This is a genomic window from Trinickia sp. Z7 (genome assembly GCF_056498045.1).
In genome coordinates this window covers 418,204-441,039 of the sequence record NZ_JAUEQW010000004.1, presented here as the reverse complement: position 1 = coordinate 441,039, position 22,836 = coordinate 418,204, and the positions used below count along the sequence as shown (strand labels likewise).

Below are 22,836 nucleotides of genomic sequence, written 5' to 3'. Positions count from 1 at the left end.
GAATAAGGGAACTCACGTGATGTTCGGCGAGATGTTTGGAGATCGGCAACGGCCGATGGTGCTCGTGCTGGGACTCGGGGAATCGGGCCTCGCGATGGCGCGCTGGTGCGCGCGCCAGGGGTGCTCCTTGCGCATCGCCGACACGCGCGAAGCGCCGCCGAATCTTCCGGCGTTGGCGCAGCAGGGCATCGATGCGCAGTTCCTCGGCGGCTCCTTCTCGCCGGCCTTGCTCGATGACGGCATCGACCTCGTCGCGTTGAGTCCGGGTCTGTCTCCGCTCGCGCAAGACCTGGTGCCGCTCATCGGCGCTGCACAGGAGCGCGGCATCCCTGTATGGGGAGAGGTCGAATTCTTTGCGCGAGCCCTCGAGCATCTGGGCGAGAGCGGGTATGCGCCGAAGGTCGTCGCCATCACCGGCACGAACGGCAAGACCACCACGACGAGCATGACGGGCCAGCTTTGCGAGCGCGCGGGCAAAAAGGTGGCGGTTGCCGGCAATATCAGCCCGACGATGCTCGACCGTCTGATGGATGCGATCGACGCCACGGCCTTGCCCGACATTTGGGTACTGGAGCTGTCGAGCTTTCAGCTCGAAACGGCGCGCACGTTCGCACCCGACGCGGCGGCCGTGCTCAACATCACGCAGGATCATTTGGATTGGCACGGCGGCCTCGATGCCTATGCAGCCGCCAAGGGACGCATCTTCGGGCCGCGAACGGTGCGGGTGCTGAACCGAGACGACGCGCGCTCGATGTCGCTCGCGCCCAAGGCAGACGCGAGCGGCCAGGCGCCGGCATCGTATGTGACCTTTGGGCTGAACGAGCCGACGCGCCTTGGCGATTACGGGCTTGCGCGCGAAAACGGCATCAACTGGCTGGTCGAGGCGCGCGAGCGCGAGCCGTCGGATGAACCGGCTAGCCCGCGCCGAAAGCGCCAAGAAGCGGCTGCACCCGCCGACATCGCCCTGACGCGGTTGATGCCCGCCGATGCGCTGCGCATTCGCGGGCTACATAACGCGGCGAACGCGTTGGCCGCGTTGGCGCTGGCGCGCGCGATCGGATTGCCGGCGGCGCCGCTGTTGCACGGCTTGCGCGAATATCGGGGGGAGCCGCACCGAGTCGAGCTGATCGCATCGATCGACGGCGTCGATTATGTCGACGACAGTAAGGGCACCAACGTCGGCGCAACGGTTGCGGCGCTCGACGGTCTCGCGCAACGCACCGTGCTGATCGCCGGCGGTGACGGCAAAGGACAGGATTTCGAGCCGCTCGCGCAGCCTGTCGCACGCTGGTGCCGCGCCGTCATGCTGATCGGCCGCGATGCACCGCGCATTCGCGAAGCGCTCGCCGCCGCCGGCGTGCCGCTCGTCGATCAACCGACGCTCGAAGCGGCAACGCGCGCGGCCGGCGCGCTGGCGCAAGCAGGGGATGCCGTGCTGCTCTCGCCCGCTTGTGCGAGCTTCGACATGTTCGACAACTACGCGCATCGCGCGACCGTGTTCCGCAGCACGGTCGAAGAGATCGCGGCCGAGCGGGGGACGATGCTATGAGCTGGACCGATCGCTTTGGCTCGCGCCTGATGCCGCAACGCGAAGCGGCGGCCGGGGGCAAATCGCCGAAGGCGGCTGCCGCGGCTTCGTCCGGCGTCGGCGGCCTGGCGAGCGCCGTCAGCGGCATGCGCCCGACACGCTCGCGCATGCTCGACTACGACCACGCCTTGCTGTGGGTCGTGATTGCGCTGCTCGGCCTGGGCGTGGTGATGGTCTACTCGGCGTCGATCGCCATGCCCGATTCGCCGAAGTACGCGGCCTATCGCTCGTACGCGTTTCTGCTGCGCCATGTGATGTCGTTGGCCGTGGCGATGGTCGTCTCCATCGTGGCGTTTCGAATCCCGATTTCGGTTTGGGACAAATACGCACCCAAGCTGTTCCTGCTCGCGCTCGCGGCGCTCGTGATCGTGCTGATCCCGCATATCGGCAAAGGGGTGAACGGCGCCCGCCGCTGGATCCCGCTCGGCCTCATGAACATGCAGCCGTCCGAAATCATGAAGCTCGCGGTGACCATCTATGCCGCGAACTACACGGTGCGCAAGCAGGAGTACATGCAAAGCTTCGCCAAAGGCTTTTTGCCGATGGGGTTCGCCGTGGGCGTCGTCGGCGCGCTCTTGCTGCTCGAGCCCGACATGGGCGCGTTCATGGTCGTCGCGGCCATCGCCATGGGCGTGCTGTTTCTCGGCGGCGTGAACGGCAAGCTCTTCGGTGGGCTCGTTGCCACCGCAGTCGGCACGTTCACGCTGCTCGTTTGGGCATCGCCGTGGCGGCGCGAGCGGATCTTCGCCTATCTCGATCCATGGGACGACCGCTACGCTCAAGGCAAAGCGTATCAATTGACGCACTCGCTGATCGCGTTCGGCCGCGGCGAGTGGTTCGGCGTCGGTCTCGGCGGCAGCGTCGAAAAGCTCAACTATCTGCCCGAAGCGCATACCGACTTCATTCTCGCCGTGATCGGCGAAGAACTCGGATTCATCGGCGTGCTCGTCGTGATCTTGCTGTTCTACTGGATCGTGCGGCGCGCGTTCGAAATCGGGCGGCAGGCGCTCGCGCTCGATCGCACGTTCGCGGGCTTGATGGCCAAGGGCGTCGGCTTGTGGTTCGGCGCTCAGACGTTCATCAACATGGGCGTGAACCTGGGGCTGTTGCCCACCAAGGGGTTGACGCTGCCGCTCGTCAGCTATGGCGGCTCGGGCATCGTGCTCAACTGCGTCGCGCTCGCCGTGCTCATGCGAGTGGACTATGAAAACCGAGTGCTGATGCGTGGGGGGAAAGTATGAGCACCACGCCGCAGCACACGTTGATGGTGATGGCCGGCGGCACCGGGGGGCACGTGTTCCCCGGGCTTGCGGTCGCGCATCGCATGCGGGCGTGGGGCTGGCGTGTCGTTTGGCTCGGCAATCCGTCGGGCATGGAGGCGTCGCTCGTGCCCAAGCACGGGTTTCCGATCGAGTTCGTGCGTTTCGGCGGATTGCGCGGCAAAGGCCTGCGCACGAAGCTGATGCTGCCGCTCAATATATTGCGCGCTTGCTTCGAAAGTTTGCGCGTGATGCGGCGCGTTCAACCGGACGTCGTGCTCGGCATGGGCGGCTACATCACCTTTCCCGCCGGTGTCATGGCGGCGCTGACGGGCCGCCCGCTCGTGCTGCACGAGCAAAATTCGATCGCGGGCCTGGCCAATAAGGTATTGGCCAAGCTCGCGCGGCGCGTGCTCGTCGCATTCCCCGACACGCTGCCCGGCGCGGAGTGGACCGGCAACCCGCTGCGCGACGAGATCTGCCACGCCGCCGAGCCGAAGCTGCGTTACGCGGAGCGCACGGGGCCGCTGCGCGTGCTGGTCGTGGGCGGCAGCTTGGGCGCCGCGGCGCTCAACGAATGCGTGCCGCGCGCTCTAGCGCTGCTCGCGCCGCACGAGCGCCCGCTGGTGATGCACCAAGCCGGCGCAAAACACATCGACGCGCTCCGGGCGAACTATGCGCAGGCGGGCTTCGAACCGGGCGAGGCGCTACGCCTCGTGCCATTCATCGACGATATGGCCGCGGCTTACGGCGACGCCGATCTCGTCATCTGCCGTTCCGGCGCGATGACCGTTGCGGAAGTGGCGGCGGTGGGCGTGGCGGCGCTGTTCGTCCCGTTCCCTTATGCGGTCGACGATCACCAAAGCACGAACGCGGCGTTCTTGGCTTCGCAGCAAGCGGCCGTGCTCGTGCAGCAGCGCGATTTGTCGCCCGAAAACCTCGCGGATTGGCTGCGCAGCCAGACGCGCGAGACGCTCGCCGAAATGGCGGAGCGCGCGCGCCTGCTCGCCAAGCCCGAGGCAACCGATCGCGTCGCGCAAGTATGCGCGGCGGTGGCGCTCGCGCGCCAGGAAGGAAAGCAATGAAACACATCGTCAAACACGTTCACTTCGTCGGGATCGGCGGCGCCGGCATGAGCGGGATCGCCGAGGTGCTGGTCACGCTCGGTTATCGCGTGAGCGGCTCCGACTTGGCGCGCAGCGCATCGACCGACCGGCTCGCGTCGCTCGGCGCGCAGATCGCGATCGGCCATGATGCGGCCAACATCGAAGGCGCGGACGCCGTCGTCGTGTCCACTGCCGTTCGCAGCGACAACCCGGAAGTGCTGGCCGCGCGCCGCAAGCGCGTGCCGATCGTGCCGCGTGCGGTGATGCTCGCCGAGCTCATGCGCTTGAAGCAGGGCATCGCGATTGCGGGCACGCACGGGAAAACGACGACGACGAGCCTCGTTGCAAGCGTGCTCGCGGCCGGCGGTCTCGATCCAACGTTCGTCATCGGCGGCCGCTTGACGAGTGCGGGCGCCAACGCCCGGCTGGGCACGGGCGATTTCATCGTGGCGGAAGCCGACGAATCGGACGCGTCGTTTTTGAATCTGCTGCCCGTGATCGAAGTCGTCACGAACATCGACGAAGATCACATGGACACATACGGGCACGACTTCGCCCGCCTGAAGCAGGCGTTCATCGAGTTTACGCACCGCTTGCCGTTTTACGGCATCGCCGTGCTTTGTGTGGACTGCGCGAATGTGCGCGAGATTTTGCCGTTCGTCTCGAAGCCCGTGATTCGTTACGGCTTTGCGCCCGATGCACAGGTGCGCGCCGTCAACGTGCTGGCGCGCGACGGCAAGATGCATTTCACCGCGCTGCGCGAAGGCGCGGGGCCGCTCGAAGTCGTGCTGAACATGCCCGGCACGCACAACGTGCAGAACGCACTGGCGGCGATCGCGATCGCGACCGAGCTCGAGATCGGCGATGCCGACATCCAGCGAGCGTTGGCCGAATTCACGGGCGTGGGCCGGCGCTTTCAGCGCTATGGCGAGATGCGCGTGGCGGGTGGCGGCAGCTACACGCTCATCGACGATTACGGGCATCACCCGGTCGAGATGGCGGCCACGATCGCCGCCGCGCGCGGCGCGTTTCCCGGCAAGCGTCTCGTGCTCGCTTTTCAGCCGCACCGGTACACGCGCACGCGCGACTGCTTCGAAGATTTCGTCGGCGTGCTTTCGAGCGTCGACGCGCTGGTGCTGACGCAGGTCTACGCCGCGGGCGAGGCGCCGATCGCCGCGGCGGATTCCGAAGCGCTCGCGCGCGCGCTCCGCGCCGCGGGCAAGGTGGACCCGGCCTTCGTCGAGACCGTCGACGACGTGCCGCAGGCGTTGTCGTCTCTGGTACGGGACGGCGATGTGGTGATTACGATGGGCGCGGGCTCGATCGGCGCAGTGCCGGGTCGCCTGGCCCAAGAATTGAGGGTGTGAGATGAGTGCAGGTATCGATCCGAAACGCTTCGGCAAAGTAGCCGTCCTGTTCGGCGGGGAATCGGCCGAGCGCGAGGTATCGCTCAAGTCGGGCACGCTCGTGCTCAAAGCGCTGCGCGATGCGGGCATCGACGCCCATCCGTTCGACCCTGCGCAGCGTTCGCTCTCGGCGCTCGAGGATGAAGGGTTCGTGCGTGCGTTCAACGCGCTGCACGGCGGCTACGGCGAAAACGGCCAAATTCAAGGCGCGCTCGATTTCTACGGTATTCGCTATACGGGCAGCGGCGTGCTGGGCTCGGCGCTCGGTCTCGACAAATTCCGCTCCAAGCTCGTCTGGCAGCAACTGGGCGTGCCCACCCCGCCGTTCGAAGCCGTGCTGCGGGGCGACGATTACGCGGCGCGCGCCGGCGAGATCGTCGCGAAGCTGGGCCTGCCGTTGTTCGTCAAGCCCGCGAGCGAGGGCTCGAGCGTCGCCGTCATCAAGGTGAAGGGCGCGGACGCCTTGCCCGCCGCGCTGGAAGAAGCGGCCAAGTTCGACAAGATCGTCATCGTCGAAAAGAGCATCGAGGGCGGCGGCGAATACACCGCTTGCATTGCCGGCGATCTCGATTTGCCGATCATTCGCATCGTGCCCAAAGGCGAGTTCTACGACTATCACGCGAAGTACATCGCCGAGGACACGCAGTACCTCATCCCGTGCGGCTTACCCGCGGCGCAGGAGGCGCGCTTGAAAGCGCTGTCGCGGCGCGCGTTCGACGTTCTGGGTTGCACCGACTGGGGGCGTGCCGATTTCATGCTCGATGCGAACGGCGATCCGTATTTCCTCGAGGTGAACACGGCGCCGGGCATGACCGATCACTCGCTGCCGCCCAAGGCCGCACGCGCGGTCGGCATCGAATATCAAGAGCTCGTCGTCGGCGTGCTGGCGCTGACGCTCAAGGATTGACCGCAAGCCATGTGGAACAACGTCCGCCAATTGAACCTTGCCGCCAACGCGCTTTACGCGCTGTTGGCGCTCGTGTTGTTGGCTGCGGGCGCGTACTGGTTGACGCAACGTCCGGCGTTCACGTTGCACACGATCGCGATCGGCGGCGACACCGAGCACATCAACGCGCCGACGGTGCGCGCAGGCGTGGTCGGCCATTTGCGGGGCAACTTCTTCACGGTCGATCTCGACAACGCACGCCAGGCCTTCGAGCAGATGCCGTGGGTGCGTCGCGCGAGCGTGCGGCGCGTGTGGCCGAATGCGCTGGCCGTGACGCTCGAGGAGTACAAACCGCTCGGCACCTGGGGCAGCGATCAGCTCGTGAGCGTCGGCGGCGAACTGTTCACGGCGAATCAAGGCGAGCTCGACGTGGACTTGCCTGCATTCGACGGGCCGAGCGGCACCGAAAAGGAAGTGGTCGCACGCTATTTCGATTTCAAGAAATGGCTCGCGCCGCTAGGCGCGGCGCCGGACGAAGTGACGCTGTCGCCGCGCTATGCCTGGACGGTGAAACTGTCGAACGGCACGCAGATCGAATACGGTCGAGAACGCAACCCGCAAACGCTGGCCGAGCGCAGCCATCGGCTGACGGCGGCGTGGGGGGCGGTCACGGCCCGTTGGGGCAAGGACATCGAATACGCGGATCTGCGCTATCCGAACGGCTTTGCGATTCGCGCAGCGGGGATGCGCTTCATCGGCAATGCGACCGCGGGCAAACCCGCGGCGAAGTAACACGACATCACACGCAATGAGCACGCTATGAGTAAAGACTACAAGGATCTGCTGGTTGCCCTGGACATCGGCACGGCCAAGGTCGTCGCGGTCGTCGCTGAATTGCGCGGCGAGGGCCACTACGAAGTGATCGGGCTCGGGCAAAGCGAATCGAAGGGTCTGAAAAAAGGTGTCGTGGTGAACATCGAGGCCACGGTGCAATCGATTCAGCGCGCGCTGGAAGAGGCCGAGCTGATGGCCGACTGCAAGATCACCAACGTCTTCACGGGGATCGCGGGCAGCCATATCCGCAGCTTCAATTCCAGCGGCATGGTTGCGATCAAGGACAAGGAAGTGACGCAGGCGGACGTCGCCCGCGTGATCGAGACGGCCAAGGCGATCAACATTCCGACCGATCAGCAGGTGCTGCACATCCTCACGCAGGAATTCATCATCGACGGCCAGGAAGACGTACGCGAGCCGATCGGGATGAGCGGCATTCGCCTCGAGGTGAAAGTGCACATCGTGACGGGCGCCGTGTCGGCCGCGCAAAACATCGTCAAATGCGTGCGACGCTGCGGGCTCGAAGTCAACGATCTGATTCTGCAGCCGCTCGCGTCCTCGCTCGCGGTGCTGACCGAGGATGAAAAGGAACTGGGTGTGGTGCTCGTGGACATCGGTGGCGGCACGACCGATATCGCCATCTTCAGCGAAGGCGCCATTCGCCACACGGCGGTGATCCCGATCGCGGGCGATCAGATCACGAGCGACATCGCGATGGCGTTGCGCACGCCGACGCCGGACGCCGAGGACATCAAGGTCAGCTACGGCATCGCCAAGCAAGCGCTCGCCGATCCCGACGAAATGATCGAAGTGCCCGGGTTGGGTGAGCGCGGTCCGCGCACGCTGTCGCGCCAAGCGCTCGCAGCCGTGATCGAGCCGCGCGTGGAAGAGTTGTTCTCGCTCGTGCATCAAGTGGTGCGCGAATCGGGTTACGAGGAACTCTTGAGCTCGGGCATCGTTCTGACGGGCGGTGCTTCGATGATGCCGGGCATGGTCGAGCTCGGCGAAGACATTTTTCTGAAGCCGGTGCGCATCGGCGTGCCGGAATACGCGGGGGGGCTTGCCGACGTCGTGCGCAATCCGCGCTACTCGACGGCGATGGGATTGCTCGTCGAAGGTTCGTCGCAACGCATGCGCGGCCGCAAGGTCGCGGTGCAGGCGGGATCGATGGGGCAGGTTTTCTCGCGCATGAAAGACTGGTTTTTGGGCAATTTTTAATTTCTAAAGAGGGCCCAACGCGCGTTGACGAAACGCGCTTCGGGCAGGCGGTGAAAGCGCGGGTGCCGGCGGCCCGCGCGCGACGAGGGGTTGCCCGACTCCTCGACGAATAACGCCGATCGGCAGGACTTTTTTTTGACGGAGGCAATATGGAATTCCAGATGTTGGAAACGGAAACCAACGGCACCATCATCAAGGTGGTGGGCGTTGGCGGTGCGGGCGGCAATGCCGTCGCGCACATGATCAGCAAAGGGGTGCAAGGCGTCGATTTCGTCGTCATGAACACCGATGCTCAAGCGTTGTCGCGCTCGCGTGCGCCGAACGTGATTCAGCTCGGCAACACGGGGCTGGGCGCCGGCGCGAAGCCGGAGATGGGACGTGCGGCGGCCGAAGAAGCGCGCGAGCGGATCGCCGATGCGTTGCGTGGCGCGCACATGGTATTCATCACCGCCGGCATGGGCGGCGGCACGGGCACGGGCGCAGCGCCCGTGGTCGCGCAGATCGCCAAGGAGATGGGCATTCTGACCGTGGGCGTCGTGAGCAAGCCGTTCGAATTCGAAGGCGGCAAGCGCATGCGCGTGGCGGAAGCCGGCTCGCAGCAACTGGAGGATCACGTCGACTCGCTGATCGTCGTCCTGAACGACAAGCTGTTCGAGGTGATGGGCGATGACGCCGAGATGGATAAGTGCTTCCAGTGCGCAGACGACGTTCTGAACAACGCTGTGGCCGGTATCGCCGAAATCATCAATGTCGACGGTCTCGTGAACGTCGACTTCGAAGACGTGAAGACGGTGATGGGCGAGCAAGGCAAGGCGATGATGGGCACGGCCACGGTGGCCGGCGTCGATCGCGCCCGGCTTGCGGCCGAGCAGGCCGTTGCGAGCCCGCTGCTCGAAGGCGTCGATCTGTCGGGTGCGCGCGGCGTGCTCGTGAACATCACGTCGAGCCGCTCGCTGCGCTTGTCGGAAACGCGCGAAGTGATGAACACGATCAAGAGCTACGCGGCGGACGACGCCACGGTCATCTTCGGCGCGGTCTACGACGATGCGATGGGCGATGCGTTGCGCGTGACGGTCGTTGCGACGGGTCTTGGCCGCACGGCAGCAAGCGCGGCGAAGAAGCAGCAGCCGGCGCCCATGACGCTCCTGCGCACGGGCACGGACAATCAGCCCGTGATGCAGCATGGCTATACGCCGCAGTCGTCGCACGCGAACACGGGCGATTACGGCGCGTTCGATACGCCGGCCGTGTGGCGCAACTCGCGCGAGACGGCAGCCTCGCATGTGCAGGCGCTCCAGGAAAAGGGCGTCGACACGTACGACATTCCCGCGTTCTTGCGTAAGCAGGCGGACTGAAGCGCGGTGCATTCGTCGCGCGTGCGGCTTTCTTGGCCGCCGCGCCGACGAAAGGACGGCATCATGAACGGCAACGGCGTCAGAAGGCTTCGTCCCGTCGGACGAGCAGGCGCAGCCGCTTCGCGCAGTGTGCCGGCGAAGCGGGTGCAGCGACTGTCGGCGCGCCCTAGATCGGGCAGCGTGTCGCGCGCGAGCGCATCGAATCACGCGCACGTGCTGGCTTCGGCCTGCGACAGACGGGTTTGGCAGAGAGCGGGCCGTTAAGCGCCCGGCGCGGCACTCGGACAGTGCCGAGTTCCGAGTCGATTCCGGCCCGGTGCTAGTGAGTGCAGCGCGTACGGCGCGAGCGGATGATCGGCGCATCGCGGGCAAGATGTGTCGGGAACGCCTTTGGACCGGGCAAGCGATATGCGTGCTTGCCGGGGACCGGCTGCGCCGCGTTTGCGCGTGGCGTGTCGGCGACGACTGCGGCGTGGTTTTGTGACGGTCCGTTACGGGCTGGCGACCGGGAATGCCTCCGTTCCGGCCGCCGGCCTCGCTTCGCTTGCAGCAGGTAACGCGAGGAAACAGATGGATACGTCCGCGGAAATGAACGATTCCGCCGGATAGAGTATACTCTGTGCTATGAACTAAAAGGGCCGATTGAGAATACCAATCGAACAAGACCATGCTGAAGCAACGCACCATCAAATCGATCGTCAAGACAGTCGGAATCGGCTTGCACTCCGGGCGCAAGGTCGAACTGACGCTGCGTCCCGCTGCCGCTAACACCGGCATCGTGTTTTCGCGCGTCGATTTGCCGACTGCGGTGGACATTCCCGCGTCCGCGTTGTCGATCGGCGATACACGTCTTGCTTCGGTTCTGCAGAAGGATGGCGCGCGCGTATCGACGGTCGAGCATTTGATGTCGGCCTGCGCGGGCTTGGGCATCGACAATCTGTACGTCGATGTCACGGCGGAAGAAATCCCGATCATGGACGGCAGCGCGGCCTCGTTCGTCTTCCTGATGCAATCGGCCGGAATCGAAGAGCAAAACGCGCCGAAAAAATTCATCAAGGTGAAGAAGCCGGTGGAAGTGCGCGACGGCGACAAATTCGCGCGCCTCGATCCGTATTTCGGATTCAAGCTCAAGTTCACGATCGACTTCAGTCACCCGGCCGTCGACAAGACGGGGCAGGCGCTCGAAGTCGATTTCGCGACGACTTCATACGTCCGCGAAATCGCCCGCGCGCGCACCTTCGGCTTCGCGCATGAGGTCGAGACGATGCGCGAGCTCGGGTTGGCGCGCGGCGGCAGCATGGACAACGCGATCGTGCTCGACGAATACCGGATCTTGAACAACGATGGCTTGCGCTACGACGACGAGTTCGTGAAGCACAAGATGCTCGATGCGATCGGCGATCTCTATGTCATCGGCCATCCGCTGCTCGCCTCGTATACGGCGTACAAGTCGGGGCACGGTCTGAACAATGCGCTGTTGCGCGAGTTGCTCGCGCATGAGGACGCTTACGAAGTGCTGACGTTCGACGACCTCGAACACGCGCCGCGCGGCTTCGGCTACGACGCCCAGACCGCATTGGCCTGAGCGGGCGGCTCGCGCATGAGCGCGGTGCGGCGCACGCGGCACGTGCCACTGCACAATTCAATATGAGCGGCCTTCGGGCCGCTCATTGCTTTTCGTCGGTCGATTTTCCGTGTCGCGCGGCCATGGCGGCGAGGGCCGCCTGCAGTGGCGAAGGGGGGAGCGAACGGCTGAGCGCTTGCAAGGCGGCGGCGCCGGCCGGCGTCATGCGCGCCTGCTTGGGCGCAGGCGGTTCTTCCACGGCGCGCAGCCGCACTTTGACGGCGAGGGTGCGCACCGGCCAACCGCGCTGCTGCAACGACGAGAGCAGCCGGTCGTTGATTTGGCGCAGCCTTGCGGCCAAGGCGCCGTGCGCCGCGAACAGCGTGAGCGTGCCGTCTTTGATAAAACCCGGCTCGACGTTCTTCGCCAGGTAGTCGGGCAGCAACTGTGCCAAATCGCGCTCGAGCGAGGCGATTTGCTCGACGCCGGCGCGTAGCGCCGCGAATGCATCGGTCCGTCCGAGCACTTCGGCGACAGGTTGCGGCCGGCGTGCCGAAGCAGCCTTCGAAAAGGACGAAAAGCGTTTCATGGCGCGATTGTACCTGTCTGCCGGGCAATGCCGGCACGGCGAGACACCTGCCGCTCGACACGGTACGTTAAGGCTCGCGTGCTAAAATGCGCGATTCGAATTCACTCATGGAATAAGCCGCCGAGGCCCTTCGAATCCGGGCATCCGCCGTGGCCGCATAGGCCGCGCGGTGCCTGGCCGAAGCCGCGACGCATACTCGACCCGATGACCACCGGTTTTCTCCAAAAGATCTTTGGCAGCCGCAATCAGCGTCTCGTCAAGCAGTATCAAAAGACCGTCGCGGTGATCAATGCGCTCGAGCCGCAAATCGAGCAATTGACGGACGACCAACTGCGCGCCAAGACGGACGAATTCCGGCAGCGCGTCGCCAGCGGGGAATCGCTCGACAAACTGCTGCCCGAGGCGTTCGCGGTCTGCCGCGAGGCCAGCCGCCGCGTGCTCAAAATGCGTCATTTCGACGTGCAGCTGATCGGGGGCATGGTGCTGCATTACGGCAAGATCGCCGAAATGCGCACGGGCGAGGGCAAGACGCTCGTCGCCACGCTGGCTGCATATCTGAACGCGTTGTCGGGGCGGGGCGTTCACGTCGTGACGGTCAACGATTACCTCGCGCAGCGCGACGCCGAATGGATGGGCCGGCTCTACAACTTCCTCGGCTTGTCGGTCGGCATCAATCTGTCGCAAATGGACCACGAGTCGAAGCAGCAGGCGTACGCGGCCGACATCACCTACGGCACGAACAACGAGTTCGGCTTCGACTATCTGCGCGACAACATGGTCTACGAGACGCATGCGCGCGTGCAGCGGTCGTTGAACTTCTCGATCGTCGACGAGGTGGATTCGATTCTCATCGACGAAGCGCGCACGCCGCTCATCATTTCGGGCCAAGCCGAAGATCACACCGAGCTCTATGTCCGCATGAACGCGCTACCGCCGCTGCTGGAGCGGCAGATCGGCGAAGAGCGGGCCGACGGCACGGGCGTCGAGAAGCCGGGTGATTACACGCTCGACGAAAAGGCGCGCCAGGTGTTCCTGACTGAGTCCGGGCACGAAAAGGCCGAGCGTTTGCTGGCCGAATGGGGCTTGATCGGCGAAGGCGAAAGCCTGTACGCCGCGCAGAACATCACGTTGATGCACCACGTGTACGCCGCGCTGCGCGCTCATACGCTGTTCTTCCGCGATCAGCATTACGTCGTGCAGAACGGCGAAGTCGTCATCGTCGACGAATTCACGGGGCGGCTGATGGCGGGCCGCCGCTGGTCGGACGGGCTGCATCAGGCGGTGGAAGCGAAGGAGCACGTCAAGATCCAAAGCGAGAACCAAACGCTCGCCTCGATCACGTTCCAAAACTACTTCCGCATGTACGCGAAGCTCTCGGGCATGACCGGCACGGCCGATACCGAAGCGTACGAATTCAACGAAATCTACGGTCTCGAAACGGTCGTCATTCCGACCAACCGGCCGCCGAAGCGGATCGACAAGCAAGACCAGATCTACAAGACCGCCAAAGAGCGCTACGACGCCGTCATTCGCGACATTCGCGACTGCTACGAGCGCGGCCAGCCGGTGCTCGTCGGTACGACATCGATCGAAAATTCCGAATTGCTGTCGAACCTGCTGACGAAGGCGGGTTTGCCGCACGAGGTGCTCAACGCGAAGCAGCACGCGCGCGAGGCTGGTATCGTCGCGGAAGCGGGGCGGCCCAAGCGCATTACGATCGCAACGAACATGGCAGGCCGCGGGACCGACATCGTGCTCGGCGGTAACGCCGAAAAGCAGGCGTCGCTGCTCGAGCTGGACGAATCGATCCCCGCCGAAGAAAAGGCCACCCGCATCCGTGCGCTGCACGACGAATGGCAGGCGCTGCACGACCAAGTCAAAGCAGCGGGCGGCTTGCACATCATCGGCACCGAGCGCCACGAGTCGCGCCGTATCGACAATCAATTGCGCGGCCGCGCGGGCCGTCAGGGCGATCCGGGTTCCTCGCGCTTCTATCTGTCGCTCGAAGATCCGCTGCTGCGCATCTTCGCCGGCGACCGCGTGCGCGCGATCATGGACCGGCTGCGCATGCCCGAGGGCGAAGCGATCGAGGCCGGCATCGTCACGCGCTCGATCGAGTCGGCACAGCGTAAAGTCGAAGCCCGAAATTTCGACATTCGCAAGCAACTGCTCGAGTACGACGACGTCTCCAACGATCAGCGCAAGGTGATCTACCAGCAGCGCAACGAGTTGCTCGAAGCGCACGACATCACCGAGACGATCACGGCGATGCGCCATGCCGTCGTCACCGATGTGGTTCACGAGTTCGTTCCCGCCGGCAGCATCGAAGAGCAATGGCGCGCCCCCGAATTGGAAGAGGCGCTGCGCAAGGACTGGCAGCTCGATCTGGCCATTCAGGAGATGATCAACGAGTCCCAATCGCTCGATGCCGACGATATTCTCGAGGCGGTGATCGGCGCGGCCGACGAGGCCTATGAGGCCAAAGTCGCACTCGTGGGCCGCGAGTCGTTTAGCGCGTTCGAGCGGTCGGTCATGCTGCAAACGCTCGACCGTTGCTGGCGCGAGCATCTGGCCGCGTTGGACCACCTGCGCCAGGGCATCCATTTGCGCGGCTACGCCCAGCAAAACCCGAAACAAGAGTACAAGCGCGAAGCGTTCGAGCTGTTCGAGACGCTGCTCAACATCGTGAAGACGGAAGTGACGCGTATCGTCATGAACGTTCAGATTCAATCGCCCGAGCAACTCGAAGAGGCCGCCGAGCAGTACGAAGATCAGGTCGGCCACGTCGAAAACGTCGAATTTCGTCACGCCGAATTCGCCGAAGCGGCGGCCGTTGCGGCAGCCGCGACGGATGCGACCGCCGACATGGTCGGCCAGGCCATGAGCCATGGCGCGCATGGGCCGGCGGCGTCGGTGACTGCCGATGGCGTGCCGAAAGTCGGCCGCAACGATCCTTGCCCTTGCGGTAGCGGCAAGAAATACAAACAGTGTCACGGTAAGTTGGCTTAACCGGATTCGCGACCATGGCCGTCAATTTTCCTTCGATCGATCCCGCGCAACTTCATCCCGTCGCCGGCGTGACGCTCGGCTACGCCGAGGCGAATATCCGCAAGCCGAACCGCAAGGACGTGCTGGTCGTCTCGCTCGATGAGGGCGCGACGGTGGCGGGCGTCTTTACGTCCAACCGTTTTTGCGCCGCGCCCGTCACGGTGTGCCGTGAGCATCTGGCTAAGGTGCGGGAAGGCGGCAAGGGCATTCGCGCGCTCGTCGTCAATACGGGCAATGCGAACGCGGGCACCGGCGAGCCCGGCCTCGCGCACGCGCGTGAGACCTGTGTCGAGCTCGCGTGCTTGGCGGGCATCGCGCCCGAGCAAGTTCTGCCGTTCTCGACGGGCGTCATTCTCGAGCCGCTGCCGATCGATCGCCTCAAAGCAGGCTTGCCTGCGGCGTTGGCGTGCCGCGCGCCCGCGCACTGGTACGAGGCGGCGCAATCAATCATGACGACCGACACGCTGGCGAAGGCCGCATCAAAGCAAGTGACGATCGACGGCCATACGGTCACGCTCACGGGTATCAGCAAGGGCGCCGGCATGATCAAGCCGAATATGGCGACGATGCTGGGCTTTCTCGCGTGCGACGCAGCCGTTGCCCAGGATGTGCTCGACACGCTCGTCAAAGAGGTCGCCGATCGCTCGTTCAATTGCATCACGATCGATGGCGATACGTCGACGAACGACTCTTTCATGCTCATTGCCACGGGCAAATCGAGCCTGCCGGCAGTGACGTCGGCGGGTACGCCTGCGTACGCCGCGTTGCGCGATGCCGTTGCGTCCCTCGCGCAAACCCTCGCACAACTGATCGTACGCGACGGCGAGGGTGCGACGAAGTTCATGACGGTGCAAGTCGAGGGTGGCGCAAGCGTGAGCGAGTGCCGCCAAGTCGCCTATGCCATAGGCCATTCGCCGCTCGTGAAGACGGCTTTCTATGCATCGGATCCGAACCTCGGCCGTATTTTGGCCGCGATCGGCTATGCGGGCATCGCCGATCTGGATGTGGCGAAGATCGATCTCTATCTCGGCGACGTGCACGTCGCAACCGAGGGCGGGCGTCACCCCGCTTATCGGGAAGAGGATGGGCAGCGGGTCATGAAGGAAAGCGAGATCACGATTCGCGTGGTGCTCGGCCGCGGCACGGCCCAGGCGACGATCTGGACCTGCGACCTATCGCACGACTACGTTTCCATCAACGCCGATTACCGGTCCTGACGCAGGGTGGCGGCGCCTTCGGGCGCGCCGCCGTGCGTGTCGGGGTTTCGACCGCGCCGTGTCGCGCGGCGCGACGCATGACGTTTCGTACCGCTCATGGACAAACTCGAACAATTTCTGACCCGCGCCGAAGCCTTGCTCGGTCGTCTGGAAGCGATGCTGCCGCCCGTGGCGCCCAGCGTCGACTGGTCTGCGTCGATTGCGTTTCGCTGGCGCAAGCGACAAGGGCGCGGCTACCTGCAGCCGGTGCCGGCGATCTCGTCGATCACGCTCGCCGACTTGCAGAATATCGAACGCCAAAAGACGCTCATCGAGCAAAACACGCGGCAATTCGTCAATAAGCGTCCGGCGAACAACGTACTGCTCACCGGCGCACGCGGCACGGGCAAATCGTCGCTGATCAAAGCGTGTCTGAACGCATACGCGAACCAGGGATTGCGCCTGATCGAGGTCGACAAGGACGATTTGCACGATCTGGGCGACATCACCGAGCTCATCGCTGCACGGCCGGAGCGGTTCATCGTGTTTTGCGACGACCTCTCGTTCGAAGAAGGCGAATCGGGCTATAAGGCGTTGAAGGTGGCCCTCGACGGCTCGGTCGCGGCGCAATCGGACAATATCCTCATCTACGCGACATCGAACCGGCGCCATCTGTTGCCGGAGTATATGAGCGACAACGAGACGTACAAGCATATGTCCGACGGTGAGATTCATCCGGGCGAGGTCGTCGAAGAAAAAATCTCGCTGTCCGAACGATTCGGCTTATGGGTGAGCTTCTACCCGTTCAAGCAAGACGATTACCTCACGATCGTCGGGCATTGGTTGCGCCATTTCGGCTGCACCGACGACGATATCGCCAATGCTCGTGGTGATGCGCTCGTTTGGGCGCTGGAGCGCGGTTCGCGTTCCGGCCGAGTGGCGTGGCAATTTGCCCGAGACTGGTCCGGCCGCGGGGCGCGAGTATGACCATGAACTCGCATCCGAGCGGCGCCCAAGCCGTCGATCGCTCCCCCACCGGCCGCCCTGTGACACAGGTCGCGGTTGGCGTGCTCGTCCAACCTGACGGCTGCTACCTGCTCGCGCAGCGGCCCGCGGGCAAGCCGTACGAAGGCTATTGGGAGTTTCCGGGCGGTAAGCTCGAGCCCGGCGAGACGGTCGAAGCCGCACTTGCACGAGAATTGCACGAGGAACTCGGCATAGTCGTGACCGAGTGCCATCGCTGGCACACGCTCGAGCATGACTATCCGCATGCCTATGTGCGGCTTCACTTCTGCAAAGTGACTGGATGGACAGGTGAGCCGCACGGACGCGAGGGCCAGGCCTTCAGTTGGCAGCGCCTACCGGTCGAAGTCGCTCCGCTGTTGCCGGCAGCCATTCCGGTGCTCGAGCTTCTCGCTGCCGATTAGGGCTCGGAGGGTGGGGCGATGGCGCCCGCCTGCGCTATCGCGCGCATGGCGCGCCTGACGGCTTTGCCCGCTACTGCTTGCCAAGCGTCCTGAGCGAGCAATTCGCGTTGGCGCGAATCAATTCAGATCGCCGTGTTTGTCTTCATCCGATGGCGGCTCTTCGTCCGTGCCGCCGATCCGATATTTCTCATTCGCCCAAGCGCCTAAATCAATTTGCTTGCACCGCTCGGAGCAAAAGGGGCGGAAGCGATTTTCGGGCGTCCAGCGAACATCCTTGCCGCAGGTCGGGCATTTGACAACAGTCACCATCTTTCAAAGGCTGCAAAGCGTCAATTGGAACGGCACGTCGACATCGACGGCCCGCGGACGAAGATCGCCGTCCTGAACCGTGAAACGCACCCAGAGCATGTACTTGTTGGCGCTGGCCTCGGGAATCACGCGCAGTTCCGGCGAGACACGCACTTGCATCAGCTGGTACGTGCGGCCGGAGAGCATCTGCTGATAGCTGCCCTGCATGGCCATGACCTTCGATGCTTGCCCCGATTCACGTGCCAGGCGCAACACGATAGAGGCGGCATCGCGCAGCGGTAGCAGCGGTGCGATCCACTTGGCGATATCTTGGCGGCGCTGATCGGGATGCAATTGCTGCCATGCATAGTAGGACGGCAGGTCGAATTCGCAGGTGCCGCCCGGAATGATGGCGCGGCTACGAATGCTGGCGAGCCATTCGTTGTCCGAGAGATGCTGGCCGGTTTTGCCTTGCATCTGCGCGAGGCCGGCGAGCGTCTGCTCGATTTCGCCGAGCACGGCTTCGAGCGCGTTCTGCTCGATGCCCGGATTGCCGCGGAACGGTGCAAGCGTTTGACGTTGCCGCTCCAGTTCCTTCATCAGATCCGACTTCAAATCCGCCCGGCCCGTTACTTCGGCGATTTCGAACAGCGTTGTCAGTGCGACGTGATGCTCTCGCGCGTCGTCTTGGCTCAAGAAAAAGGTGAAGCGCTCGAATAAATCTTCGAGACGCAGCAGCGTGCGAATTCGCTCGTTGAACGGATACTCGTAAAGGATCAAGCGCGCTCGCCCCTGGGGTCGTGGGTGGTGGGATTGCAGGACATTCTAATGCCGCAGGTTGGCCCCCGCAATCGCGGAATCAGGCACTTTTTACTGCGCTTTCCCGGAAAAGGACATTTTGAGGAAGCTGTCGGCAGGTTGAGCGACGTTCGCGACCCACGCTCGGGCACGATGCCGCGCGGCATGAGTGCGGCGCCGGCAGCGGTCATGCGGCGGTGCCTCCGGCAAGCGCTAGATAGTATCGATGCAAGCGCCGCACCTCTTGCTCGAGCAATGCCAGAGGCGCATCGTCGTTGACGATGATGTCGTCGGCGGCCGCGAGCCGCGCTTCGCGCGAGGCCTGCCGCGCCATGATGGCTAACACTTGTTCGCGCGAGAACGCGTTTCGGCGCATGACGCGTTCGATCTGCGTTTCGGTGCTGCAATCGACAACCAGCACACGGTCGACGCGCGTTTTCCACGTGCCCGATTCGACCAGCAGCGGCACGACGATGACGACGTAGGGTCCTGTCGCCGTGCCTCGCTCGCGCTCGGTTTCGGCACGAATCAGCGGGTGCGTGATGGCTTCGAGGCGGGCTTTGGCCGCATCGTCGGAGAACACCAGAGCGCGCATCTTGGCTCGATCGAGCGAGCCGTCGGATGCGATGAATCCCGAGCCGAACGCTTGCTCGATGAGCGGCATGGCCGCGCCGCCGGGCGCCGTGATGCGGTGCGCGATGACGTCGGTATCGACGATGACGATGCCCTGCGTCGCGAATAAATCGGCAACAGTGGTCTTGCCGCTACCGATGCCCCCTGTTAGCCCTACGGCGAACATGACCTCAGCCTCCGAGCAGATGGAAGATCGACGTGCCGGTGAACAGCGTCACGACGCCGCCGAGCGCAAGGAAGGGACCGAACGGCAGCGGCTCGTCGAACCGCAGGCGTCCCGACCACATGGCTGCGAGTCCCGCGATGGCGCCCGTGATGGCGGCGATGAGCACGACCTGGGGCAGCGCCGCCCAGCCGAGCCACGCACCGAGCGCGGCGAGCAGCTTGAAATCGCCATAGCCCATGCCTTCCACGCCGCGCGCGAAGCGAAATAGCCAGTAGACGCACCACAAGAAAACGTAGCCGGCGATTGCGCCCGCGACGGCCGCACGCAACGAGGCGAACGTATCGCCGAAATTGACGATGAGCCCGGCCCACAAGAGCGGCAGCGTGAGCGAATCGGGCAGCAGACGCGTCTCGGCGTCGATCGCGCTCATGGCGAGCAGCGCGGCCGTGAGACCGAACGCCGCGAGGGCCGTGCCGGTGGGCCCAAAAGCGGCCAGCGCGCCTGCGGCGAATGCCGCGCCGGCAAGCTCGATCAGGGGATAACGCACGCCGATGGGATTGCGGCAAGCCGAGCAGCGGCCGCGCAGCAAAACGTAGCTCAGCACGGGGATATTTTCCGTGGCGCGCAGCACGTGGCCGCAATGCGGGCAGGCGCTGCGCGGCAACCAAAGGTTGAAACGCGCCGGAAGGCTGTCGGCTCGCGCGGGTTCGCCCGTCGCTTCGCTGATCTCGAGACGCCAGGCGCGCTCGAGCATGATCGGCAACCGGTGCACCACGACGTTCACGAAGCTGCCGATGGCGAGCCCGAACACGATCGCGAAGGCGAACTGCCAGGCCGGCGGCAGCGCGCCGAAGACGGCGCCGATGCCGAGCGACAGGCGCGAGAGAGGAGCGTCGATGAGCGAGGCGTACACGGATGGAATCGCGATCGGGGCCGGTGGGTGAATGGGGGGCATGCTACACCACGTTGCCAAGTTCGATGACGGGCAGATAGAGCGCGACGATGAGCGAGCCGATGACGAGGCCGAGCAGCATGACGAGGAGCGGCTCCGCGCACGCCGACGCAAACGCCAAGCGTTCGTCGACCTCGCGTTCTGCCAACGCGGACCAATCGAGCAACATGGCATCGAGCGCCCCTGATTCTTCGGCGACGGCCAGTGGTTCGACGAGCCCTGCAGGGAAGCAGCCGACGGCGCGCATCGCGTGGGCGAGCCGTTCACCGCGCCGCAGCCGTCCTTGGATGTCCGCGTTGGCAGCGTTGAAGACGGCGTTGCCAGCGACATTGGCGAGCACGCCGAGCGCGTCGGCTAGGGGGATGCCGGCTGCGAGCAGCGTGCCGAGCGCACGCGACCAGCGCGCGGCGGCGATGGCTCGGGCGAGCGGGGCCAGCGCGGGCGCAGCGAGTAGGAATCGATCGAAGGCCATGCGAGCGCTCGCTCGACCGCGCACGAGGCGCGAGGCTACCAGAGCGGCCGCAGCCGAAACGGCGAGAGACAGGGGACCCCAATCGGTCAGGAAGTTGGATAGCGCCATTACCGCGCGCGTCGGACCCGGCAGCGCCGCGCCGAAATGGTCGAACACCTGCTCGAACGTCGGCACGACGAATGCGAGGAGAGCGGCGGTGACGATGACCGCCAGCACGATGACGCCGCACGGATAGGCGAGCGCGGCGCGCAGTTTCGAGCGTTGGGCCGCGGCGCGTTCGCGCTGTTCGGCGAGGCGGACGAGCGCGTTGCCCAGCGAGCCCGTGGCTTCGCCGATGGCCGCCAGTTCGCAGTAAAGCCGATCGAATTGCGCGGGGTAGGCGGCGAGCGCCGCAGCGAACTGCTGACCGGCCGTAATGCGGCGCGCCAGGCCGCTCGCGACGCGCGGTAGGCCGCTGCGCGGCGACGTACGAGCAAGCAGCTCGAGCGCCTGCACGAGCGCGAGCCCAGCGCACAGCAGATTGGCGAGTTGCCGCGTGAACGCCGTGACCTCGCGGGTGGTGGTACGCGCTGGCGCGGCCGGGCCGAGTGCGTGGAGCTTGGCTGCAACGATGCCTTCGATCTGGAGCCGTGCGCGAGCGGCCGCGAGATCGGGTGCGATGAGCACGCCGCGGCGCCGCGTGCCGTCGAGTTGGAAGCCCTTCCACCGAAAACGCGTTTCCGAGGCGTGCGGCTCGGCCAATGACTGGCCCACGCGCGGCGCGCCTCGCTCGGCCCGCGCCTGGGCTGTCGTGCGGCTCGGATTCATGTGCCGTCCGTCACGGCGAGCGCTTCGTCGATGCTCGTTACGCCTTCGCGCACGCGCGCGAGCGCGGCTTCGCGCAGAGGCGCCGCGCCATCGAGTCGCGCTTGGCGCGCAATCGCATGCATGCTGGCGCCCGCGTTGATCAATTCGCACACCGCTCGCGATACCGGCATGACCTGATGAATGCCGATGCGGCCACGATAACCCGAGCCGTCGCAGGCGACGCACCCGCGGGCCGTATACGAAGTTCGCAGCGCGGGCGCATCGCACCCCAGCCGCGCCGCAACGTGTGCGGCAGGCAGCGCTTCGGCCTGTATTCGGCAATGTGGACACAAGCGGCGAACCAGTCTTTGCGCGGTGACGAGCCGAAGTGCAGCAGCGAGGTTATGAGGGGCGACGCCGATGTCGAGCAATCGGCCGATCGCGCTCGGCGCGTCGTTGGTATGCAGCGTCGACAGGACGAGGTGTCCTGTTTGCGCAGCTTTGAGGGCGACATCGGCGGTTTCGGCGTCGCGAATCTCACCGATCATGATGACGTCGGGATCCTGCCGTAGCAGCGCGCGCAACGCAGCGGGGAACGTGAGCCCCGCTTTTTCGCGCACGCTGACTTGGTTGACGCCTTCGACTTGGATCTCGGCAGGGTCTTCGACGGTGCAGATATTGCGCGAGGATGCGTTGAGCATCTGCAGAAAAGCGTAAAGAGAGCGTGTCTTGCCGCTACCGGTCGGCCCCGTGACGAGGATGAGCCCGTGCGGTGCGCGAATGGCCGCCTCGATCGGAGGGCGTTGTCGCGCATCGAAGCCCAGCGCTGCTAGCGACAAGTCGGACGGCAGCGTTTCGAGACGCCGCAGCGCTAGCTTTTCTCCGTGCAGTGTCGGCAGTGTACTGACGCGGTAGTCTTCGATTTCGTCCTGTGCGAGTGTGAGCCGCAGGCGGCCGTCTTGCGGCACGCGCCGCTCTGCAATGTCCAGGCGTGCCAGGACCTTCACGCGTGTAACGAGCGCGTCGCGCAGATGCGCGGGCGGACTGGGCAACTCGTGCAGAACCCCGTCGACGCGCAGCCGGATGCGCCAGCCGTGTTCGGTGGGCTCGACGTGAATGTCCGATGCCGAGCGATGGGCCGCTTGCTCGAGCACTTGTGTGAAGAGCCTGGCGGCCGGGCCGTCGTCAGAGGCGCGGGCCGCCGCCAGGGAAGAAAACGACGAAGTGATGGACATCGGAGGCCGGCATGACGCCGCCGTGGAACG

At 64.8% G+C, this 22,836-nt stretch carries 20 protein-coding genes; 13 read left to right on the top strand and 7 right to left on the bottom strand.

Annotated elements, in window-relative coordinates; genetic code table 11:
* Window positions 1-19: 19 nt before the first annotated feature.
* From murD to lpxC, 9 genes are all read left to right on the top strand, one after another.
* Window positions 20-1,549: a UDP-N-acetylmuramoyl-L-alanine--D-glutamate ligase gene (gene murD / locus QQS38_RS10805; RefSeq protein WP_479645349.1), complete on the top strand. Its 1,530-nt coding sequence runs from the start codon at window positions 20-22 to the stop codon at window positions 1,547-1,549.
* The gene (gene ftsW / locus QQS38_RS10800; RefSeq protein ID WP_479645348.1) at window positions 1,546-2,829 is read left to right on the top strand and encodes a putative lipid II flippase FtsW; all 1,284 of its coding nucleotides are present in this window, start codon (window positions 1,546-1,548) and stop codon (window positions 2,827-2,829) included. The genes murD and ftsW overlap by 4 nt, the downstream gene beginning before the upstream one ends.
* Window positions 2,826-3,932 (top strand): undecaprenyldiphospho-muramoylpentapeptide beta-N-acetylglucosaminyltransferase, encoded by a 1,107-nt coding sequence (murG, locus tag QQS38_RS10795; RefSeq protein ID WP_479645347.1) that lies wholly within the window; start codon window positions 2,826-2,828, stop codon window positions 3,930-3,932. The genes ftsW and murG overlap by 4 nt, the downstream gene beginning before the upstream one ends.
* Window positions 3,929-5,320, top strand: coding sequence for a UDP-N-acetylmuramate--L-alanine ligase (gene murC / locus QQS38_RS10790; protein WP_479645346.1), 1,392 nt, complete (start codon window positions 3,929-3,931; stop codon window positions 5,318-5,320). Before murG ends, murC begins: the two co-directional genes overlap by 4 nt.
* Window position 5,321: 1 nt before the next feature.
* Window positions 5,322-6,266, top strand: coding sequence for a D-alanine--D-alanine ligase (locus tag QQS38_RS10785; RefSeq protein ID WP_479645345.1), 945 nt, complete (start codon window positions 5,322-5,324; stop codon window positions 6,264-6,266).
* Window positions 6,267-6,275: 9 nt separating this feature from the next.
* On the top strand, window positions 6,276-7,037 hold the full coding sequence (locus tag QQS38_RS10780) for a cell division protein FtsQ/DivIB (protein WP_479645344.1): 762 nt from the start codon (window positions 6,276-6,278) through the stop codon (window positions 7,035-7,037).
* Window positions 7,038-7,064: 27 nt separating this feature from the next.
* Entirely contained in the window at window positions 7,065-8,297 is a 1,233-nt protein-coding gene (ftsA, locus tag QQS38_RS10775; protein WP_102643969.1) for a cell division protein FtsA, read from the top strand.
* A gap of 149 nt (window positions 8,298-8,446) precedes the next feature.
* Entirely contained in the window at window positions 8,447-9,652 is a 1,206-nt protein-coding gene (ftsZ, locus tag QQS38_RS10770) for a cell division protein FtsZ (protein ID WP_479645343.1), read from the top strand.
* A 667-nt stretch (window positions 9,653-10,319) separates the two neighbouring features.
* Window positions 10,320-11,237, top strand: a complete 918-nt coding sequence (gene lpxC / locus QQS38_RS10765) for a UDP-3-O-acyl-N-acetylglucosamine deacetylase (protein WP_479645342.1) — start codon at window positions 10,320-10,322, stop codon at window positions 11,235-11,237.
* 82 nt (window positions 11,238-11,319) lie between these two features.
* Here lpxC and QQS38_RS10760 read toward each other — a convergent pair whose 3' ends face one another.
* Window positions 11,320-11,805, bottom strand: coding sequence for a DciA family protein (locus QQS38_RS10760; protein WP_479645341.1), 486 nt, complete (start codon window positions 11,803-11,805; stop codon window positions 11,320-11,322).
* A gap of 204 nt (window positions 11,806-12,009) precedes the next feature.
* On the opposite strand from QQS38_RS10760, the gene secA reads away from it, so the two are divergent.
* The 4 genes from secA to QQS38_RS10740 all read left to right on the top strand — a co-directional run bounded on the left by secA (window position 12,010) and on the right by QQS38_RS10740 (window position 17,476).
* A complete protein-coding gene (gene secA, locus QQS38_RS10755) occupies window positions 12,010-14,814 on the top strand; it encodes a preprotein translocase subunit SecA (RefSeq protein WP_479645340.1) in 2,805 nt (934 codons plus the stop codon).
* A 14-nt stretch (window positions 14,815-14,828) separates the two neighbouring features.
* Window positions 14,829-16,070, top strand: coding sequence for a bifunctional glutamate N-acetyltransferase/amino-acid acetyltransferase ArgJ (gene argJ, locus QQS38_RS10750; RefSeq protein WP_479645339.1), 1,242 nt, complete (start codon window positions 14,829-14,831; stop codon window positions 16,068-16,070).
* A 96-nt stretch (window positions 16,071-16,166) separates the two neighbouring features.
* On the top strand, window positions 16,167-17,036 hold the full coding sequence (locus QQS38_RS10745) for an ATP-binding protein (RefSeq protein ID WP_479645338.1): 870 nt from the start codon (window positions 16,167-16,169) through the stop codon (window positions 17,034-17,036).
* Window positions 17,037-17,038: 2 nt separating this feature from the next.
* Window positions 17,039-17,476, top strand: a complete 438-nt coding sequence (locus tag QQS38_RS10740; RefSeq protein ID WP_479645337.1) for an NUDIX domain-containing protein — start codon at window positions 17,039-17,041, stop codon at window positions 17,474-17,476.
* Between the two features lie 117 nt (window positions 17,477-17,593).
* On the opposite strand, the gene yacG is transcribed toward QQS38_RS10740, so the two are convergent.
* The 6 genes from yacG to QQS38_RS10710 form a co-directional block, all read right to left on the bottom strand.
* The gene (gene yacG, locus QQS38_RS10735) at window positions 17,594-17,785 is read right to left on the bottom strand and encodes a DNA gyrase inhibitor YacG (RefSeq protein WP_325338602.1); all 192 of its coding nucleotides are present in this window, start codon (window positions 17,783-17,785) and stop codon (window positions 17,594-17,596) included.
* A 3-nt stretch (window positions 17,786-17,788) separates the two neighbouring features.
* Window positions 17,789-18,544 carry a cell division protein ZapD gene (gene zapD / locus QQS38_RS10730; RefSeq protein WP_479645336.1) on the bottom strand — a complete coding sequence of 252 codons (756 nt, stop codon included), beginning with the start codon at window positions 18,542-18,544 and terminating at the stop codon, window positions 17,789-17,791.
* Between the two features lie 205 nt (window positions 18,545-18,749).
* On the bottom strand, window positions 18,750-19,361 hold the full coding sequence (gene coaE, locus QQS38_RS10725; protein WP_479645335.1) for a dephospho-CoA kinase: 612 nt from the start codon (window positions 19,359-19,361) through the stop codon (window positions 18,750-18,752).
* 4 nt (window positions 19,362-19,365) lie between these two features.
* Complete coding sequence (locus QQS38_RS10720; RefSeq protein ID WP_479645334.1) at window positions 19,366-20,316, bottom strand: prepilin peptidase; 951 nt, start codon at window positions 20,314-20,316, stop codon at window positions 19,366-19,368.
* 1 nt (window position 20,317) lies between these two features.
* Entirely contained in the window at window positions 20,318-21,592 is a 1,275-nt protein-coding gene (locus tag QQS38_RS10715) for a type II secretion system F family protein (protein WP_479645333.1), read from the bottom strand.
* Window positions 21,589-22,800 carry a GspE/PulE family protein gene (locus tag QQS38_RS10710; RefSeq protein ID WP_479645385.1) on the bottom strand — a complete coding sequence of 404 codons (1,212 nt, stop codon included), beginning with the start codon at window positions 22,798-22,800 and terminating at the stop codon, window positions 21,589-21,591. The genes QQS38_RS10715 and QQS38_RS10710 overlap by 4 nt, the downstream gene beginning before the upstream one ends.
* Window positions 22,801-22,836: the final 36 nt, after the last annotated feature.

Excerpts from the sequence above, each read along its gene's own strand:
- QQS38_RS10780 (WP_479645344.1), top strand. The coding sequence starts at position 6,276 with ATGTGGAACAACGTCCGCCAATTGAACCTTGCCGCCAACGCGCTTTAC.
- QQS38_RS10745 (WP_479645338.1), top strand. The coding sequence starts at position 16,167 with ATGGACAAACTCGAACAATTTCTGACCCGCGCCGAAGCCTTGCTCGGT.
- murG (WP_479645347.1), top strand. The coding sequence starts at position 2,826 with ATGAGCACCACGCCGCAGCACACGTTGATGGTGATGGCCGGCGGCACC.
- ftsW (WP_479645348.1), top strand. The coding sequence starts at position 1,546 with ATGAGCTGGACCGATCGCTTTGGCTCGCGCCTGATGCCGCAACGCGAA.
- secA (WP_479645340.1), top strand. The coding sequence starts at position 12,010 with ATGACCACCGGTTTTCTCCAAAAGATCTTTGGCAGCCGCAATCAGCGT.
- ftsZ (WP_479645343.1), top strand. The coding sequence starts at position 8,447 with ATGGAATTCCAGATGTTGGAAACGGAAACCAACGGCACCATCATCAAG.
- argJ (WP_479645339.1), top strand. The coding sequence starts at position 14,829 with ATGGCCGTCAATTTTCCTTCGATCGATCCCGCGCAACTTCATCCCGTC.
- QQS38_RS10720 (WP_479645334.1), bottom strand. The coding sequence starts at position 20,316 with ATGCCCCCCATTCACCCACCGGCCCCGATCGCGATTCCATCCGTGTAC.
- QQS38_RS10760 (WP_479645341.1), bottom strand. The coding sequence starts at position 11,805 with ATGAAACGCTTTTCGTCCTTTTCGAAGGCTGCTTCGGCACGCCGGCCG.
- QQS38_RS10715 (WP_479645333.1), bottom strand. The coding sequence starts at position 21,592 with ATGAATCCGAGCCGCACGACAGCCCAGGCGCGGGCCGAGCGAGGCGCG.
- coaE (WP_479645335.1), bottom strand. The coding sequence starts at position 19,361 with ATGTTCGCCGTAGGGCTAACAGGGGGCATCGGTAGCGGCAAGACCACT.
- QQS38_RS10740 (WP_479645337.1), top strand. The coding sequence starts at position 17,039 with ATGAACTCGCATCCGAGCGGCGCCCAAGCCGTCGATCGCTCCCCCACC.
- QQS38_RS10785 (WP_479645345.1), top strand. The coding sequence starts at position 5,322 with ATGAGTGCAGGTATCGATCCGAAACGCTTCGGCAAAGTAGCCGTCCTG.
- murD (WP_479645349.1), top strand. The coding sequence starts at position 20 with ATGTTCGGCGAGATGTTTGGAGATCGGCAACGGCCGATGGTGCTCGTG.
- ftsA (WP_102643969.1), top strand. The coding sequence starts at position 7,065 with ATGAGTAAAGACTACAAGGATCTGCTGGTTGCCCTGGACATCGGCACG.
- yacG (WP_325338602.1), bottom strand. The coding sequence starts at position 17,785 with ATGGTGACTGTTGTCAAATGCCCGACCTGCGGCAAGGATGTTCGCTGG.
- lpxC (WP_479645342.1), top strand. The coding sequence starts at position 10,320 with ATGCTGAAGCAACGCACCATCAAATCGATCGTCAAGACAGTCGGAATC.
- murC (WP_479645346.1), top strand. The coding sequence starts at position 3,929 with ATGAAACACATCGTCAAACACGTTCACTTCGTCGGGATCGGCGGCGCC.